Raw genomic sequence first — 17,011 nt, forward strand, 5'->3', positions numbered from 1 at the left:
GTGCGGGGGCCTGCGCTCGGATCTGCTGCTGAGGGCTTGACGCCCGTCGGTGTTCGGGAGGACGCCCTCCCGAACACCGGGGTGGATCAGTAGCGGTAGTGGTCGGGCTTGTACGGCCCCTCGACCTCGACACCGATGTACGCCGCCTGCTCGGGGCGCAGGGTGGTGAGCTTGACGCCCAGGGCGTCGAGGTGGAGGCGGGCGACCTTCTCGTCCAGGTGCTTGGGCAGCACGTACACGTCGGTCGGGTACTCCTCGGGCTTCGTGAACAGCTCGATCTGCGCCAACGTCTGGTCCGCGAAGCTGTTGGACATCACGAACGACGGGTGCCCGGTAGCGTTGCCCAGGTTCAGCAGCCGGCCCTCGGACAGCACGATGAGGACCTTGCCGTCCGGGAACGTCCAGGTGTGGACCTGGGGCTTGACCTCGTCCTTCACGATCCCGTCGATCCGGGCGAGACCGGCCATGTCGATCTCGTTGTCGAAGTGACCGATGTTCCCGACGATCGCCTGGTGCTTCATCCGGGCCATGTCCTTGGCCATGATGATGTCCTTGTTGCCCGTCGTGGTGACGAAAATGTCCGCCTGCTCCACCACATCGTCCAGCGTGGCGACCTGATAGCCGTCCATCGCCGCCTGCAGCGCGCAGATCGGGTCGATCTCCGTGATGATCACCCGGGCACCCTGACCCCGCAGCGACTCCGCGCACCCCTTGCCCACATCGCCGTAACCGAAGACCACAGCCGTCTTGCCGCCGATCAGGACATCGGTGGCACGGTTGATGCCATCGATCAGGGAGTGGCGGCAGCCGTACTTGTTGTCGAACTTCGACTTCGTCACCGCGTCATTCACATTGATCGCGGGGAAGAGGAGGGAGCCGTCGCGGTGCATCTCGTACAGCCGGTGAACGCCCGTCGTCGTCTCCTCGGTGACACCGCGGATCTCGGACGCGAGCTGGGTCCACTTCTGCGGGGACTCACCGAGCGTGCGGTTCAGCAGGGTGAGAATGTGCGCGAACTCCTCGCTGTCCGCGGTCGACGGATCCGGGGCGGCACCCGCCTTCTCGAACTCGACACCCTTGTGGACGAGGAGGGTGGCGTCACCACCATCGTCCAGGATCATGTTCGGACCGCCGGTCGGAGTGTTCGGCCAGGTCAGCGCCTGCTCCGTGCACCACCAGTACTCCTCCAGACTCTCCCCCTTCCACGCGAAGACCGGAACGCCCGCGGGGGCTTCCGGAGTGCCGTTCGGGCCGACCGCGATAGCGGCGGCGGCGTGGTCCTGGGTGGAGAAGATGTTGCAGGACGCCCAGCGGACCTCGGCGCCCAGGGCGACGAGGGTCTCGATGAGCACAGCGGTCTGCACGGTCATGTGCAGCGAACCGGTGATCCGCGCGCCCGCCAACGGCTGAGCGGCGGCGAACTCCTTGCGAATCGACATCAGACCGGGCATCTCGTGCTCGGCGAGCGTGATCTCCTTGCGCCCGAACGGGGCGAGGGAGAGGTCGGCGACCTTGAAGTCCTGGCGGTTGGTGGCCGTCGTCATAACGGGCTGCTCCTCGTGATGGGTCGAGGGTGGGCGTGTCTGGGCTGACTCTGCGGCGCGGCGGGCACACGAATGCCCGGGCGTTCGCAGTGCAGTCCGTCGGAGGCCCTCTGTCCCTCGCCCGGCTCGCTCCCGCCAGCCGGTCGACCGCCATCAGCAGCGACGTCTGTTTTCCGTATCCGAATCTACACCGAACGGCCCAGTGAGCCCCAGCCCGTTCGTGGAGAGGGGCGTGTGTGAGGGGTCACCGGGCCGATCGGGGCTGGTGCGCGGTGGGTCAGTGGCCGGAATCCTTCGGGGCCGGGTCCTCGTCGGTGCCGGCGTCCGGGGCTTCGGCCGTCCTGCCCGGGTTGGTGCCGGTCGCCGCGGCCTCCGCGTTGTAGATGTCCGGCTCCAGGTAGATGACCCGGGCGATCGGGACCGCGTCGCGGATGCGGTTCTCGGCGGCGTTGATGGCGTCGGCGACCTCGGCCGCGGTCTCGTCGTGCCGGACCGCGATCTTGGCGGCGACCAGCAGTTCCTCGGGGCCGAGGTGAAGGGTGCGCATGTGGATGATGCGGGTGACGGTGTCGCCGTCGACCACGGACGCCTTGATCTTCTCGACGTCCTCCAGGCCGGCGGACTCACCCAGCAGGAGGGACTTCGTCTCCACGGCCAGGACGATCGCGATGAGGATCAGCAGGACGCCGATGCAGAGGGTGCCGATGCCGTCCCAGACGCCGTTGCCGGTGCCGAGGGCGAGGCCGACGCCCGCGAGCGCCAGGATCAGGCCGACGAGCGCGCCGAGGTCCTCCAGGAGGACGACCGGCAGCTCCGGGGCCTTGGAGCGGCGGACGAACTCGGTCCAGGAGCGGTCGCCGCGCGTCTGGTTGGACTCCTTGATCGCCGTACGGAAGGAGAAGAGCTCGGCGATGATCGCGAAGACCAGCACCCCGACCGGCCAGTACCAGGCCTCGATCTCGTGCGGGTGCTTGATCTTCTCGTAGCCCTCGTACACCGCGAACATGCCACCGACCGAGAAGAGGACGATGGAGACGAGGAACGCGTAGATGTAGCGCTCGCGCCCGTAGCCGAAGGGGTGCTCGGGGGTGGCTTCGCGCTTCGCCTTCTTGCCGCCGAGCAGCAGCAGTCCCTGGTTGCCCGAGTCGGCGAGCGAGTGGACGCTCTCCGCGAGCATCGACGAGGAACCACTGAAGAGGAACGCTACGAATTTGGCCACGGCGATCGAGAGGTTGGCGGCGAGTGCCGCCACGATCGCCTTGGTTCCGCCTGACGCGCTCATGAGTGCGTGGTGTCCCTTCGTCGGTGCGCGGCACGTGCCGTCGCGGTGAGGCGGCACATTGTTGCAGCCGTCGGGACCGTCCGTCGGTCAGGCCGCCACGGTGGCCCGGAAGAGGGTGCCCGCTCCCGCCGCCTCGACCATCTCGCCGGCCGGAACGTAGGCGGACTCCCCCGGTCCGAGGGCGAGTTCGCCGACCGTGACCGAACCCGCCGTGCAGAGCAGGATCTGGGGGGTGGGGGCGGTCAGGCCGGTGGGGGCCGCGCCCGACGCGAGGGTGTAGCGGGACAGGGCGAACTCGTCGACAGGGGTCTCGTAGCGTTCCTCGCCGGACGGGGCGGCCTCCGGGCGCAGTACGCCGGGCTCGGTGGCCTCGAAGCGGACGATCCGCAGGAGTTCGGGGACGTCGATGTGCTTGGGGGTCAGACCGCAGCGCAGGACGTTGTCCGAGTTGGCCATGATCTCGACGCCGAGTCCGTCGAGGTAGGCGTGCGGGACGCCCGCGCCGAGGAACAGGGCTTCGCCGGGCTGGAGTTGTACGTAGTTCAGCAGCATCGCGGCGAGGACGCCGGGGTCGCCGGGGTAGTTGTGGGCGATGCGGGCGTACGGGGTGTGGGCGCCGCCGAGGCGTTCCGCGGCGGCCGCCGCCTCGGCCACGGTGTCGGCCATCTCCGCCGGGTCCGCGGTGAGGATCGCCGTGAGCACCTCGCGGAGGGCGGCCTCCTCGGGGTGGGCGCGGAGGAGGTCCACGTACGGCTTGAGGGAGTCGACTCCCAGCGCCTCCATCGCGTCCGCCGCCTCGGTGGGCCTGCGGAAGCCGCACAGTCCGTCGAAGGGGGTGAGGGCGCAGATCAGTTCGGGCTTGTGGTTCGCGTCCTTGTACGTGCGGTGCGGGGCGTCGATGGGGACGCCCCGGGCCTCCTCGTCGGCGTAACCCTCGCGGGCCTGGTCCAGGTTCGGGTGGACCTGGAGGGAGAGGGGGGCGCCGGCGGCGAGGAGCTTCAGGAGGAAGGGGAGGCGGGGGCCGAACCGGGCGACGGTGGCGGTGCCGAGCTCGCCTTCCGGGTCGGCCTCGATGGCCTCGGTGAGGGCCAGTTCCGTCTCGCCGGACGCGGTGGTACGGGTGATGCGTGAGGGCGCTCCGGGGTGGGCGCCCATCCACATCTCGGCCTGCGGTTCGCCGGTGGGCGCGATGCCGAGCAGGGCGGGAATGGCCGTGGTGGACCCCCAGGCGTAGGGGCGCACGGTGTTGGACAGGCGGTCCATGGAGTCGTCCTCGGGTGGGGCGGGCGTAAGTGTCTGCGTCACCAGGGATACCAGGGTTGTGTGAGGTCCTGGCGTCGTGGGGGTGGCCGGGGGGTGTGGGGTCGGTCGGGGCCGGGGGGGGGCGGCGCGTGGCTTGTGTGTGTGGGGGGGGAGCCGGGGGCCCGGTCGGCCGGGGGTGGGGCCTGGGCCGGGGCGAGGTCTCAGGGCTGGGGGGTCGCGGCCAGGGACAGGTAGACCGCTGCGAAGTCGGTGATCGCGAGCAGTTCGGCCAGGGTCTCCAGTTCGCTGCCCTCGTCCGGTTCCAGTTCGCTGACCGGGGTGTCGTGGCCGAGCGCCAGTTCCCGGGCCGCCGGGTAGGCGCTGAGGCCTCCCGTCGGGCGGTCCCTGAGCAGGACGACCCGGGCCCTCAGCGTCTCCCCCTCGTCGACCCTGTCGCGGAAGAAGTCGTCGGGGTCCGCGCCGGCGGCGAAGTCCCCGGCGAGGAGCGTGCCGTGCGAGGGCAGCGCCTCGGGGAGCTGTGCGGTGAGGGCGGGGCGGCCCGCCAGCTCGGACAGTACGGCGGCGAAGCGGCGGCCGACGGGGCCCGCCGCTTCGCCCTCCGTCCAGAGCAGCGGCAGGCTGTCGGCGAGCTCGGCGGCGAGCGTCTTGGCCGGGTTGCTGTACGTGGCGATGGCCGGGCCGCAGCGTTCCGCGGTGCGGTCCAGGCGGTCCGCGACCTTCTGCAGGTCCTCGGGCGGCGCGGTCACCAGACCGACCCGGTCCAGGAGCGCCAGCAGGGGCGTGAGCAGGGCCCACAGGGTGCCGGGGCCGGCGGCGGAGGTCTCCGCGTCGTACTCGCCGTGCGGGGCGGCGGCCATCGGGACGACCAGGCCGTGCACCCCGTCGACCGCCTCGCGCAGCGGGGAGCGGGTGGGGGCGACGGCGACGACGGTGCAGCCTCGGCGGTAGGCCTGCTCGGCGAGCAGGGCGAGGCCCGGTTCGGAGCCGTCGGCGGTCGCGATGAGCAGGAGGTCCACGGATCCGGCCCAGCCGGGCAGGGTCCAGCGGAGGGCGCCGGGGGCGGGGGCGACGCCGGTGGGGTGGATGCGTACGACGGGGGCGGCCGCGCCCGCGAGTGCGCCGATCAGGTCGGCGACGCCGGAGGCGGCGGTGCCGGGGCCCGCGACGAGCACGGCCCGGGGCCGGCCCTCCGGGGCCAGGCCGCCGATGCCGGCCTCGGCGGCGTGCCGGGCGGCGGTCCGGACCCGCGCGCCTGCCTCGGCGGCGCCGCGCAGCAGGTCGCGGCGGTCGGCTCGGGCCAGGGCTTCCGGGGCGTCGAGCAAGGACTCGTCGAGCATGACGGTGGGCCTCCGATCACCGGGTGGGGTGCGGGCTGCGGCTGCGGCTGCGACCGCGGATGCGGCGTGCGTACGGGCCGGGCGGCGGTGTGGCTGCCGGGGCGGGCGAGGTGCCTGGCGGGGTGGCCTCGTCCTTCGGCTGCGGTCCGATGCGGGGTCGGCTGCGGCCTGCTGCGGTCGGCGGTCGTGCGTTGCCTCGCGCCGTTGTGCCCGTACGCGGGTCGCTCGCGGTCAGGCGGGGCGGCGGGCCTCGTCGACGAGAAGGACCGGGATGCCGTCCCGGACCGGGTAGGCCAGTCCGCAGTCGTCGCCCGTGCAGACCAGTTCGGGGCTGTCGGCCGCCGAACGGTCGTCGAGCGGGGAGTGGCAGGCCGGGCAGGCCAGGATCTCCAGGAGGCCGGCTTCGAGCGCCATGGGGTGAGTCCCTTCGAGCATGCGAGTTCCGATCCGCGTGGATCAGGCGTGGTCAGCCTACCGCTGGGGTGGTGGGGGCGCGGCCTGGCCGGGGGGATGGAACGGGGGATGTGGTGGGCGGTGGGGTGGGGCCGGGGGGTGCGGTGGCGGTGCGGTGGGGTGGGCGCCTGCGGCGGGCCTCTCCCCTGCCCCGCCCCTTCCCGTAACCGGGGCTCCGCCCCGGACCCCGCTCCTCAAACGCCGGAGGGGCTGAGCATGCCCCCGGAGAGGCTGAACATGCCCCCCAGGGGCTAGAAAGGCCTCCGGATCAAGGCCAGGACCTCATCCCGTACCGCTGTCATCGTCTTCTCGTCCCTCGCCTCGACGTTCAGGCGCAGCAGCGGTTCCGTGTTCGAGGCGCGGAGGTTGAACCACCAGTCGGCGGCCGTGACCGTGAGGCCGTCCAGGTCGTCGAAGGTGATGTCGTCGCGGGTGCCGTAGGCCGTCCTGACCTCGGTCAGGCTGGCCGCCTGGTCGGCGACGGTGGAGTTGATCTCGCCGGAGCCGCTGTAGCGGTCGTACTCCGCCACCAGCTCGGAGAGCGGCTTCTGCTGGTTGCCGAGTGCGGCGAGTACGTGGAGGGCGGCGAGCATGCCCGTATCGGCGTTCCAGAAGTCGCGGAAGTAGTAGTGCGCCGAGTGCTCGCCGCCGAAGATCGCTCCGTGCCGCGCCATCTCCGTCTTGATGAAGGAGTGGCCGACCCGGGTGCGGACCGGGGTGCCGCCGTTCTCGCGGACCACCTCGGGGACGGACCAGGAGGTGATCAGGTTGTGGATGACGATGCCCTCGCCGCCGTTGCGGGCCAGCTCGCGGGCGGCCACCAGTGCGGTGATCGCGGAGGGGGAGACGCCCGCGCCCCGCTCGTCGACCACGAAGCAGCGGTCGGCGTCGCCGTCGAAGGCGAGGCCCAGGTCGGCGCCCTCGGCGAGGACGCGGGCCTGGAGGTCCACGATGTTCTTCGGGTCGAGGGGGTTGGCCTCGTGGTGGGGGAAGGTGCCGTCCAGCTCGAAGTACATCGGTACCAGGTCGAGCGGGAGGCCCTCGAAGACCGTGGGGACCGTGTGGCCGCCCATGCCGTTGCCCGCGTCCACCACGACCTTCAGGGGGCGGATCGCGGTCAGGTCGACGAGGCCGAGGAGGTGGGACGCGTAGTCGGTGAGGGTGTCGCGTTCGGTGATCGTGCCGGGGGTGGTGGCGGCCGGCCGCGGGGCGCCTTCCGACCACTGCTCGACCAGGGTCCGGATCTCGGCCAGGCCGGTGTCCTGGCCGACCGGGGCGGCGCCCGCCCGGCACATCTTGATGCCGTTGTACTGCGCCGGGTTGTGCGAGGCCGTGAACATCGCCCCGGGGAGGTCCAGGGCCCCCGACGCGTAGTACAGCTGGTCCGTCGAGCAGAGGCCGATGAGGGTGACGTCCGCGCCCCGGGCCGCAGCTCCGCGCGCGAAGGCGCCGGACAGACCCGGTGAGGTGGGGCGCATGTCGTGGCCGATCACGATCGCGTCGGCGGCCGTGACCTGGACGAACGCGGCTCCGAAGAGTTCGGCCAGCGACTCGTCCCACTGGTCGGGCACCACTCCGCGCACGTCGTACGCCTTCACGAGCTGCGACAGATCAGCAACCACGGCCGGTCCTCCTGGGGTCTTTGCGGACCGCCCAAACTACCCGGCCGGGCAGAGCCTCAAGAGACAGCCTCAGGAGTCCGGGGAGCGCAGCACCCTCAGGTGGCCCCGGCGGGCCACTTCCACCGGGTCCGCGGCGCGCGGGCCCCTGCCACCGCCGCCCGGGCCGCGGTCCTGCGGGCGGGCCGCCTCGCGGACCGCGTTGGCCAGTGCTTCGAGGTCGTCGCCGCTGGGGTGCGCCGGTGCGGAGCCGTCGGAGAGCCGCACCACTTCCCAGCCCCGTGGCGCGGTGAGCCGCTCACTGTGTTCGGCACAGAGGTCGTAACAGTGGGGCTCGGCGTAGGTGGCGAGCGGGCCGAGGACCGCAGTCGAATCGGCATAGACGTACGTCAGTGTCGCGACGGCAGGGCGGCCGCACGCGGTGCGCGAACAGCGACGTACAGGGCTCACGATGTTGGACGGTACCGCACTCTTGAGCGGGCTGCGACGACTCCCCCTCGGGTCACCCCACCGTGTCGCCCTGTGACCTGCGGCACAGCGGTGCTTCCGGCGGCTACCCTGACCTGCGCCAGGGCCGGGGCCCGTTGATCGCGCGGTGGCCGTGCCGGTCCCGGGCGGGGCTTCGTCGCGGCGGCCGGCGCCGGGTCGGCGATCGGATGACGGGCCTGAAAAGGGCTCAACCTTGGCCGAAATGTTCAACTGCGGACATCCGGAGGCCGGTCCGCCTCCCCCGGTCGGCCGCGTCGTTCACCTGATCGTCATGGTCCCCGGAGCGTTACGCTGCGTCGGTGATGGACAGCTCCGTACCTCCCCACCCGTTCGAGCCGCGGCCCCGACGCCGTGACCGTCATGGCCGCGGTATGCGTGGGCCGGTCGCGCCGCCCCAGGTGCCGCTGTCGGCCAGCCGGGGGCAGACCTTCCGGGATCTGGTCCAGGACTCGGTGGAGCGGCTGGAGAGGCGCTGGCCCCAGCTGGCCGAGGTCGACTTCGTCGTCCTCGATGTGCCCGGCACGCCGGAGGAGGTCGTTCCGCTCGGCAGCGCGATGGCCGCGGGCAAGGGGCGGCCCGCCCAGATCGTCGTCTACCGGCGGCCCGTCGAGATCCGTACCAAGAGCCGTGACGAGCGCGCCCTGCTCGTCCACGAGGTCGTCGTCGAGCAGGTGGCCGAGCTGCTGGGGCTGGCCCCCGAGTCGGTCGATCCCCGGTACGGGCAGGACTGACCTCCGCGGCCCGCCGCGGCCCCCGCCGCCGGCCGCGCCCTCAGTCGTCCAGGACCGAGAGGTCCTGGCCGGCCGACGGGACCTCGACCGTGCCGCCGTCGTCGGGGAGCGTCTGCACGGTGAACATCTGGACGCCACCCTCGGTGCGCGCGAGGGTGCGCGACGCGTGGACCGGGCCGCCCGAGGTCGTCTCGACGGTCAGCGCGTAGGCGCCCTTGAGGCCCTCCGGCGCCGTCGGGGTGACGGCGAGGGTCGTGCCGGCCTTGACGGTGTACGTCTCCACGGACGGTTCGCCGCCCCCGCTGCCCGCCGACGCGGTGACCTTCACCTTGGCCGTGGCGCCCGGCGCGGTCAGGGAGAGCGTGGAGCCCTTGGCCCGGTTGTCCGGGACGCTCGCCCGGGCGCCGACCGGTCCGGTGGCCGGGATGTAGGCGACCTCCTGCTGGTCGCCCTTGCCGCGGACCACGCGCAGCGCCGCCACGATCGGGGTCGCCCGGTCCTTCTGCACCGGGCTCAGACGCAGGGAGCCCGGTTCCTCCCGGGTGACGTCCTTGAGGTCGACGGTCGCCGTCATCGAGGACTTGATGTGCAGGGTGGCGTTGCCGGCCGGGGAGAACGTCGCGTTCTTCCCCATCAGCTGGACCTTCACATCCGCGTCGTCCTCGCCGGGAGCGAACGCCACCAGCTGTACGGAGGTGGCGTCGGCCGGGATGCCGGGCAGCACGATCGTGCCGGAGGGGTCGTCGGACGCGGTGATCCAGTCGCTGCCCACGTTGTCCTCGGCGCTCATGACGACCGCTCCGATCCGCCCCGAGCGGGTGGTGACGTGTGCGGTCAGCTGGTCGACGGCCTCGGTGGTGAGGGTGGACAGCAGGACGGCGACGCTGGAGCGGGCCGGCACGGTGATGCCGTCGCCGACCTCGGCCTTGAGCGCGCCCTTGGGGCCGTACAGCTCGATGTCGGCCACGGCGCCGGTGTCGTCGGGGTTGGTGAGGTGGATGTAGTCCTGGCGGGACTTGGCGGTGCTCGCGCCCGGGAACCAGAAGTCGGTGTCCGGGGCGGTGCAGGTGACCCCGAGGAGCCCCCGGCCGCCGCCCGCGGTGACCTCGGTGGTCTGCTGGGCGGCCCAGCCGGGGGCCAGCCGGCCGGTGGCCGTGCCGACGAGGGCCGGGGCTCCGGAGCCGTTCGCCTCGGCGACGACCGGCTTTCCGGGCTCCTTCACGGCGAGGACCGGCTTGTCGGCCTTCTCCTTCGCCTTCTTCGCGGCTTCCTCGGCCTTCTTGACCTTCTTGGGGTCGGTCTCGGCCTCCTCGTCCTCGTCGTCCGCGACCGGCAGGGCCGGCTTCAGCTCGGCGGTGCCCTTGGCTTCGCCGCCCGGGCCCGCCGGGGTGAACGCGGTGTACTGCGTCTCCGCCAGGTCGGAGTTGCTGGGCGCCGGGCAGACCAGGCTGGAGCGCTCGACCGGCAGCAGCGTGGCGGACTTCGCCGCGGTGTCGGCCGGGGCGCCGGGCGCGGTGACCGTGGCGAATCCGGTGATGGCGGCCAGGACGGCCGCGCCCGCGATCAGGGACAGGTGGGTGGACTTCACTCGGACTCGCCTCGCGATGCGTTACCGGTCTGCCACGGGGCCTGACCCGGGGCCGGAGGGTCGGTGTGTTCGCCGTTCTCGCCGTACGGGTGCTGGGGGTGCTGCTGCCCGCCGACGTACTGGCCGTACTCGTCGTACGCGCCCTGATTGTCGTACGCGGCGCTCTGGCCTTCGTACGTGCCCTGGCCGTTGTACGTGCCCTGGCCCTCGTACGCGCCCTGGCCGTTGTACGTGCCCTGGTCGTCGTACTGCTGCGCGTACGGGTCCTGGACTCCGTAGCCGCCCTGGTGGTCGGCGCTCTGATGGCCCGGCTGCTGTTGCTGGTGCTGTTGGGCGTACGGGTCCGGCTGCTGGTACGTCGCGTAGTGGTCGGCGGTCGGCTGCTGCTGCCCGTCCCACTGCGCGTACTCGTCGTACTGCTGCTGCGGGGCCGACGGGACCGCCGCGTAGCCGCCCGTGGCCTCCTGCGGGTCGTACGCCGGAGGGTTCTCGGCGTACGGGTCGGCGGACTGCTGCGCGGGGATGTACTCGCCCGGGTCGGGCAGGTGCGCGTGGTCCTCGGAGTCCCCGGCGTGCGACGGGTCGCCGGTCCCGGCCTCCTCGGCGGCGGCCGCCGCCTCCGCCTGGGCCGCGGCGCGCAGCCTGCGGGCGCGGCGCCCCTCGCCGTCGACCGGCTCGGCGGCGACGGCGAGCGCCTCCTCGGGCAGGTCGTCGTCGATCTCCCGGCGGCGGCCCGGCAGGGCCATGACCACCAGGACCACCAGGAGCGCGGCCTGGGACCAGATCCACGCGGTGTGGGTGATCGGGGCGTCGTGGGTGAGGTCCAGGCGGCCGCCGTCCGCGGGCAGTTCGAAGCCCTGGGCCCAGCCGTCGACGGTCTTGCGGGTCAGCGGCTTGCCGTCCAGCGTGGCCGTCCAGCCCGGGTCGGCGGCGTCCGCGATCCGCAGCACGCGGCCCGACTCCCCGGACGGGATCTCGGAGTGCGCCTCGACGGCGGCCGAGCCGACCGCGATGTGCTCTCCCTCGCCGGAAGCCGGGGTGATCATGACGCGGGCGACCTGGCGGTCCACCCGCCACAGGGCGCTGCCGTCGAGCTGGCTGAGGCGGCTGAGACCGGGGGTCGAGTCGAGGACCCGGCTCATCTGGCGCGGCGCTCCGTCCCGGACGAGGACGTAGCGGATCGCGAAGCCGCTGAGCTGGCCGCCCTGGTCGGCGCCGGAGCCGGCGACGAGGTTGGCGACGACCTTGTCGAGGTGGCTGTTGCCGCCGACCGCCTCGGTGAGTTCGCCGTCGCCGAGGCGCGCGCCCGAGCCGCGGACCAGGCTGTACGCCACGGAGTCGGGCGAGGTGCCGCCGAGGACGAGGGTGCGGGGCTGGTCGCGGGTAGTGCTCTCCTCCGCCACGAAGGCGGGCACCTGTACGGGGTCGCGTCGCTCCAGCGGGCCGTCCGCGCCGCCGATCATCCAGCCGGCGGCGGCCAGGACCGGGGCCAGCCCGGCGGCCAGCGCGATCAGGGCGGCGACGGGCTGACGCCAGCCGAAGCTCTGCTCGGCGACCCGGATGCGGGCGCCGTCAGCGCCCACCAGGGCGGCGGCGATCAGGGCGGTGCCGTAGACGAGGGTGGCGGGTCCGGCCCAGGTGGACCCGTTGGCGACGGCGGCGAAGAGGAAGCCGACGAGCGCGACCGCCCAGGCGGTGCGGACGGCGAACTGCCGGTCCTCGCGGAGCAGGGCGGCGAGCGCGGCCAGCACGATGCCGAGGAGCAGGATGCCGCCCGCCGCACCGGGGCCGCCGGGGCTGATGCCGAGCAGGTCGAGGCCCGAGGCATCGCCCATACCGATGTCCAGGCCCGCCTCGGTCAGGAGCGCGGACGGGTTCGTCAGGAGGCTCAGCGACCAGGGGGCGAGGACCAGCACCGGGGTGCCGACGGCGGCGACGAAGCGGAGCCCGTACGCCGTGATGTCGCCGCGCCGCAGTACGAGCACGCCGAGGCCGAGGACCACGGCGAGCGGCCAGACGATCGGGGTGAACGCCATGGTGACGGTCAGCAGCAGCGTGTACGCCCAGGTGGCGCGCCAGCTGCCGCGTTCCCCCGCCGCGCTGTCCGCGCGCAGCCCGTGGGCGGCGACGCCCGCGCGGGCGATCAGCGGAAGCAGCACGAGGAGGACGGCGGTGCCGAGGCGGCCGGTGGCCAGGGCGCCGGTCGCGGCGGGCAGGAAGGCGTACGCGACGCTCGCCCAGGCCCGCAGCAGCCGGGAGGGGAGCAGCGGGCGGGAGGCGAAGTAGGCGGTGGCGCCGGCCAGCGGGATCGAGCAGACCAGCAGCACGCTGACGGCGAGCCCGGTCGAGCCGAGGAACAGGGCCGACAGCGCGGCGAGCAGGGCGAGGTAGGGCGGGGCGGTCTGGGTGCCGCCGGTGCCCACCGTGTGCCAGGCGTCCGCGTACCGGTCCCAGAGCGCGCCGACCTCGGCCGGGGCGGGCAGCAGCGCGCCGCCCGCCAGGGCTCCGCCGCTGAGCAGGTTGCGGCAGGCGATGAGCGAGACGACCAGGAGCAGGAGGAAGAGGACGGGGCCGGGCTTGCGGCCGATGCGCTTGAGGCGGGCGAACTGGTCGACTTCGAGGAAGTCGGCGTCGTCGCCGCCGGGGCCGGATTCGACGGCTCCGTGGCGCGAGCCGCCCGCGTCGGAGTCCGTACGGCCGCCGAAGTTGCCCGCGACCTGGTCGACGGTGGCCCGGACGGTGGCGCCGGGCGGCGGGAACAGGGCGCGCAGCTCGGCCGCGTCGACGACGCCCTTTCCGCGGTTGCGGCGGGCGGCGAGGATGCGGCCGGGGCGCAGCAGGGTGCCGAGCAGGCCGGTGACCTCGTCGAGGGCCTGGCCCGGCACCTTGCCGACGAGGTAGGCGAGGGTACGCAGGAGGGTGCCGACGACGAGCCGGAGCAGGACCCAGGGCAGGGCCTTGCCGCGGGCGTTGACGAGCATCGTGTAGACCGCGCCCGCCTTGTCGACGCGGTGCGGGCTGGCGACCGAGCGCCCGGCGCAGTCGATGGGGCGGCGTTCGCGGGCGGAGGCCTCGGCGTGCCGCAGGACGGCGTCCGGGGCGACGAGGACCCGGTGGCCGGCGAGGTGGGCGCGCCAGCACAGGTCGACGTCGTCGCGCATCAGGGGGAGCCTGCGGTCGAAGCCGCCGAGCTCCTCGTAGACGTCGCGGCGGATGAGCATGCCGGCGGAGGAGACGGACAGGACGGTACGGACCTGGTCGTGCTGGCCCTGGTCCTGCTCGCGGCGGTCCAGGCCGGTCCAGCGGCGGCCGCTGTTGGCGATGGAGACGCCGACTTCGAGGAGCTGCTTGCGGTCGTACCAGCCGCGCAGCTTGGGGCCGACGATCGTGGCGTGCCGGTCGTTGTCGACGACGCGCAGCATCTCGGCGAGCGCGTCGGGCTCGGGTGCGCAGTCGTCGTGCAGCAGCCAGAGCCACTGGACCGGTTCGCCGTGCGGCAGCTCGGGAAGGTCGTAGTTCTCGTCGACCCAGGTGCGGGTCTCCGGGTCCCAGCCGCTGGGGCGCTTGAGGTAGGGCAGGTCGTCCGGGGTCAGGATCCCGGCCGTGCGGGCCGCCTCGTCGACGGCCGTGCCGAAGCTCGTACGGCGTGCGAGGTGCAGGACGCGTTCGTCACCGAGCGCCTCGGTGACCAGCCGGGCCGAGTCGTCGGCGCTGCCGGTGTCGGCGGCGACGACGTTCTGTACGGGGCGTTCCTGCCCGAGCAGCCCGGCCAGCACGTCGGGCAGCCAGCGGGCGCCGTCGTGGGAGACGAGCACGGCGGTGACGACGTGCCGGGGGAACTCTGGGGCGGCGGCGGCCGCGTTCGGCGCCGCCGAGTGGCTGTGCACGGACATCGGGGTACGGGCCCTCCGGCCGGGTCCGGGGGCGTCCCCGGGGGCTGCATCGGTGTACACGCGCACCCTGGCGGGGCGTTGGCGCGTCTCGGACGGGGCCCCACACTAACGGTACGGACAGGTGACGGAGGTCCGAGCGGGTGAAGCGGCCGGGGGCGGAGCTGCCGACGGCCCGCCGGCCGAGCCCTGGGGAAGGGGTCGGCGGACGGGCCGTCGGGGGGCTGTCGGGGTACGAGGAGTGCGGCGGCTCTGTGGCTCGCGGGTGGAGCGGCCCGGAGGAGGTTCCGGGGGCGTACGTCAGATGGCGGCCTTCTTGAGGCGTCGTCGCTCCCGCTCGGAGAGTCCGCCCCAGATGCCGAAGCGTTCGTCGTTGGAGAGGGCGTACTCAAGGCATTCCGAGCGCACCTCGCAGGCGAGGCAGACCTTCTTGGCCTCGCGGGTGGATCCGCCCTTTTCGGGAAAGAAGGACTCGGGATCGGTCTGGGCGCACAGTGCGCGCTCCTGCCAGCCGAGTTCCTCGTCCGCGTCCTCGACCAGCAGTTGCTGGAACAGCTCGGTCATGTGCGCCCCTCGTCTGTCTCTTGCGTCCCGTGTTGCAGCCGTTTGCGACTGAACGACACGAGTGAAATTACAAGTGTGTAGCTCCAGGCCAGTCAAGCGAGGATCTGCTATTGGCCCAGGGATTCACTCTGCGGAACCAAGCGTATGCGGAAAGTGTTCAAATCAGCAAAAACCTGACATATGCCACAGGCCCCACAGTCCCACGCCCTCCCATGAGAGAGACGAGCGGAGGCGCCCTTGTGTTGCGATTCGATCACTGAAGCGATCAAGATCACAGTCAGGTCACGGAGCGTCAGCCGCGTTTGGGAGCGCGGATGATGCGCCACATGTCCTTGCCCCTGGGTGCATAAACCTTTCTCCGGATCCGGCGACCGGAAGGAGTGAAACATTGCCCCCATATCGGGCATTGGGTTGACAGCGGACGGCCGAGCCGGTCTCCTTGACTTCATGCCAGCGACCACAGCCATGCACGTCGCCCACGTCCGTGGGTTCCGTAGCGCTGTCCAGGCCCGCTGTTGCTGTTCCAGCTGTCACAGCTGTTGATGCCGTAGCGCTCCAGCTCTGATCCAGCCTCTCCGGCTCTCCGGTCGAGCGGCTTTCTTCGTTTCCGCTCCTCCCCGCATTCACCGCGACTCTCCGCACGTGCACCCCCCATGCCGAGGAACCACCGCAGCCATGAACAGCGACAGCGACCTTCAGATCGCCGGCGACATCCTTGAGGTCCAGCACCTCCTGCAGCCCGCCCGCGAGCACCCCTCCACCGTCTCCGAATTCGTCGGCCTCGCGCGCTCCATCGCGGCCGACCGCGCGCAGTGGGCCGGAATCGTCCAGTACGACTCCGCCTCCCGCTGGTACCACCGTCTGCACCAGGGCCCCGGCTACGAGGTGTGGCTGCTCAGCTGGGTGCCCGGGCAGGGCAGCGGGCGTCACGACCACGGCCTCTCCGCCGGCGTACTGACCGTCCTGGAAGGCGAGTTGACCGAGCACACGGAGAACGGGACGCGGTCACTCGGCGCGGGCGCGCAGCGTGCCTTCGGCCCCGGGTACGTCCACGAAGTGGTCAACGACTCGCTCGAACCGGCCGTCAGTCTGCACATCTACTACCCGGGTCTGACCGAGATGCCGATGCACCCCACCCAAAGCGCCCCGACGGCCGTGGACGTCGTACCCGCCTGACAAACTGCTGTACATGCGCATTGTTGTTCTGGCCGGTGGTATCGGCGGTGCCCGCTTTCTGCGCGGCCTCAAGCAGGCCGCGCCCGACGCGGACATCACGGTGATCGGCAACACGGGTGATGACATCCATCTGTTCGGGCTGAAGGTCTGTCCCGACCTCGACACCGTGATGTACACCCTCGGCGGTGGCATCAACGAGGAGCAGGGCTGGGGGCGTACCGACGAGACCTTCCAGGTCAAGGAGGAGCTCGCGGCGTACGGCGTGGGGCCGGGATGGTTCGGGCTCGGCGACCGTGACTTCGCGACCCATATCGTCCGTACGCAGATGCTGGGCGCCGGCTATCCGCTGAGCGCGGTCACCGAGGCGCTCTGCGCCCGCTGGCAGCCCGGTGTGCGGCTGCTCCCCATGTCGGACGACCGGGTCGAGACGCATGTCGCCGTCGAGATGGACGGCGAGAGCAAGGCGATCCACTTCCAGGAGTACTGGGTGAAGCTGCGCGCCTCCGTCGAGGCGCAGGCGATCGTGCCGGTCGGGGCGGAGCAGGCCAAGCCGGGTCCGGGGGTGCTGGAGGCCATCGGTTCCGCCGATGTCATCGTCTTCCCGCCGTCGAACCCGGTGGTGTCCATCGGCACGATCCTCGCCGTGCCCGGGATCCGCGAGGCCATCGCCGAGGCCGGGGTGCCGGTGGTCGGCCTCTCCCCCATCGTCGGGGACGCGCCCGTGCGCGGGATGGCGGACAAGGTGCTCGCGGCCGTGGGCGTCGAGTCGACGGCCGCCGCCGTGGCCCAGCACTACGGGTCGGGGCTGCTGGACGGGTGGCTGGTGGACACGGTGGACGCGGGTGCGGTCGGCGACGTCGAGGCGGCGGGGATCCGCTGCCGGGCGGTGCCGCTGATGATGACGGACCTGGACGCGACCGCCGAGATGGCGCGGCAGGCGCTGGATCTGGCCGGGGAGGTGGGGGCGTGAGTGGTTCTTCCGGTGAGTCTTTCTCCACTACGTCTGCCGCCGCGCCTTCCTCTGATGTGACCTCGTCTGTTGTGACCTCCTCTGTTGTGAACTCCTCTGTTGTGG

The 17,011-nt window shown here is 72.2% G+C and carries 13 protein-coding genes; 3 read left to right on the forward strand and 10 right to left on the reverse strand.

What is annotated here, in order from left to right; genetic code table 11:
* Window positions 1-86: 86 nt before the first annotated feature.
* The 7 genes from ahcY to ACSMXR_RS13355 all read right to left on the reverse strand — a co-directional run bounded on the left by ahcY (window position 87) and on the right by ACSMXR_RS13355 (window position 7,948).
* Entirely contained in the window at window positions 87-1,544 is a 1,458-nt protein-coding gene (ahcY, locus tag ACSMXR_RS13325; RefSeq protein ID WP_473171945.1) for an adenosylhomocysteinase, read from the reverse strand.
* Between the two features lie 277 nt (window positions 1,545-1,821).
* Window positions 1,822-2,826, reverse strand: a complete 1,005-nt coding sequence (locus tag ACSMXR_RS13330) for a cation diffusion facilitator family transporter (RefSeq protein ID WP_376188770.1) — start codon at window positions 2,824-2,826, stop codon at window positions 1,822-1,824.
* Window positions 2,827-2,913: 87 nt separating this feature from the next.
* Window positions 2,914-4,089 (reverse strand): mannose-6-phosphate isomerase, class I, encoded by a 1,176-nt coding sequence (gene manA, locus ACSMXR_RS13335; protein ID WP_473172374.1) that lies wholly within the window; start codon window positions 4,087-4,089, stop codon window positions 2,914-2,916.
* Between the two features lie 200 nt (window positions 4,090-4,289).
* Window positions 4,290-5,426 carry an SIS domain-containing protein gene (locus ACSMXR_RS13340; RefSeq protein ID WP_364891763.1) on the reverse strand — a complete coding sequence of 379 codons (1,137 nt, stop codon included), beginning with the start codon at window positions 5,424-5,426 and terminating at the stop codon, window positions 4,290-4,292.
* 231 nt (window positions 5,427-5,657) lie between these two features.
* Window positions 5,658-5,840 (reverse strand): Trm112 family protein, encoded by a 183-nt coding sequence (locus ACSMXR_RS13345; RefSeq protein WP_003968734.1) that lies wholly within the window; start codon window positions 5,838-5,840, stop codon window positions 5,658-5,660.
* Window positions 5,841-6,130: 290 nt separating this feature from the next.
* A complete protein-coding gene (locus ACSMXR_RS13350) occupies window positions 6,131-7,501 on the reverse strand; it encodes a phosphomannomutase/phosphoglucomutase (protein WP_473171946.1) in 1,371 nt (456 codons plus the stop codon).
* Window positions 7,502-7,570: 69 nt separating this feature from the next.
* On the reverse strand, window positions 7,571-7,948 hold the full coding sequence (locus ACSMXR_RS13355) for a DUF3499 domain-containing protein (protein ID WP_030086004.1): 378 nt from the start codon (window positions 7,946-7,948) through the stop codon (window positions 7,571-7,573).
* A 341-nt stretch (window positions 7,949-8,289) separates the two neighbouring features.
* On the opposite strand from ACSMXR_RS13355, the gene ACSMXR_RS13360 reads away from it, so the two are divergent.
* Window positions 8,290-8,718 (forward strand): metallopeptidase family protein, encoded by a 429-nt coding sequence (locus ACSMXR_RS13360; RefSeq protein ID WP_078611244.1) that lies wholly within the window; start codon window positions 8,290-8,292, stop codon window positions 8,716-8,718.
* A 40-nt stretch (window positions 8,719-8,758) separates the two neighbouring features.
* Here the strand turns inward: ACSMXR_RS13360 and ACSMXR_RS13365 are convergent, their stop codons facing one another.
* The 3 genes from ACSMXR_RS13365 to ACSMXR_RS13375 all read right to left on the reverse strand — a co-directional run bounded on the left by ACSMXR_RS13365 (window position 8,759) and on the right by ACSMXR_RS13375 (window position 14,760).
* Window positions 8,759-10,306: a DUF5719 family protein gene (locus ACSMXR_RS13365; RefSeq protein ID WP_473171947.1), complete on the reverse strand. Its 1,548-nt coding sequence runs from the start codon at window positions 10,304-10,306 to the stop codon at window positions 8,759-8,761.
* Entirely contained in the window at window positions 10,303-14,199 is a 3,897-nt protein-coding gene (locus ACSMXR_RS13370) for a glycosyltransferase (RefSeq protein WP_473171948.1), read from the reverse strand. The genes ACSMXR_RS13365 and ACSMXR_RS13370 overlap by 4 nt, the downstream gene beginning before the upstream one ends.
* Before the next feature lie 297 nt (window positions 14,200-14,496).
* Window positions 14,497-14,760 (reverse strand): WhiB family transcriptional regulator, encoded by a 264-nt coding sequence (locus tag ACSMXR_RS13375; RefSeq protein WP_003968728.1) that lies wholly within the window; start codon window positions 14,758-14,760, stop codon window positions 14,497-14,499.
* Between the two features lie 675 nt (window positions 14,761-15,435).
* Here ACSMXR_RS13375 and ACSMXR_RS13380 point away from each other — a divergent pair.
* The gene (locus ACSMXR_RS13380) at window positions 15,436-15,936 is read left to right on the forward strand and encodes a cysteine dioxygenase (protein ID WP_030086010.1); all 501 of its coding nucleotides are present in this window, start codon (window positions 15,436-15,438) and stop codon (window positions 15,934-15,936) included.
* A 13-nt stretch (window positions 15,937-15,949) separates the two neighbouring features.
* Window positions 15,950-16,906, forward strand: coding sequence for a 2-phospho-L-lactate transferase (gene cofD / locus ACSMXR_RS13385; protein ID WP_137234374.1), 957 nt, complete (start codon window positions 15,950-15,952; stop codon window positions 16,904-16,906).
* Window positions 16,907-17,011 lie beyond the last annotated feature (105 nt).

Source organism: Streptomyces sp. DSM 106670, from assembly GCF_055792845.1.

Excerpts from the sequence above, each read along its gene's own strand:
- ahcY (WP_473171945.1), bottom strand. The coding sequence starts at position 1,544 with ATGACGACGGCCACCAACCGCCAGGACTTCAAGGTCGCCGACCTCTCC.
- cofD (WP_137234374.1), top strand. The coding sequence starts at position 15,950 with ATGCGCATTGTTGTTCTGGCCGGTGGTATCGGCGGTGCCCGCTTTCTG.
- ACSMXR_RS13360 (WP_078611244.1), top strand. The coding sequence starts at position 8,290 with ATGGACAGCTCCGTACCTCCCCACCCGTTCGAGCCGCGGCCCCGACGC.
- ACSMXR_RS13370 (WP_473171948.1), bottom strand. The coding sequence starts at position 14,199 with ATGTCCGTGCACAGCCACTCGGCGGCGCCGAACGCGGCCGCCGCCGCC.
- ACSMXR_RS13375 (WP_003968728.1), bottom strand. The coding sequence starts at position 14,760 with ATGACCGAGCTGTTCCAGCAACTGCTGGTCGAGGACGCGGACGAGGAA.
- ACSMXR_RS13380 (WP_030086010.1), top strand. The coding sequence starts at position 15,436 with ATGAACAGCGACAGCGACCTTCAGATCGCCGGCGACATCCTTGAGGTC.
- ACSMXR_RS13345 (WP_003968734.1), bottom strand. The coding sequence starts at position 5,840 with ATGGCGCTCGAAGCCGGCCTCCTGGAGATCCTGGCCTGCCCGGCCTGC.
- ACSMXR_RS13340 (WP_364891763.1), bottom strand. The coding sequence starts at position 5,426 with ATGCTCGACGAGTCCTTGCTCGACGCCCCGGAAGCCCTGGCCCGAGCC.
- manA (WP_473172374.1), bottom strand. The coding sequence starts at position 4,089 with ATGGACCGCCTGTCCAACACCGTGCGCCCCTACGCCTGGGGGTCCACC.
- ACSMXR_RS13330 (WP_376188770.1), bottom strand. The coding sequence starts at position 2,826 with ATGAGCGCGTCAGGCGGAACCAAGGCGATCGTGGCGGCACTCGCCGCC.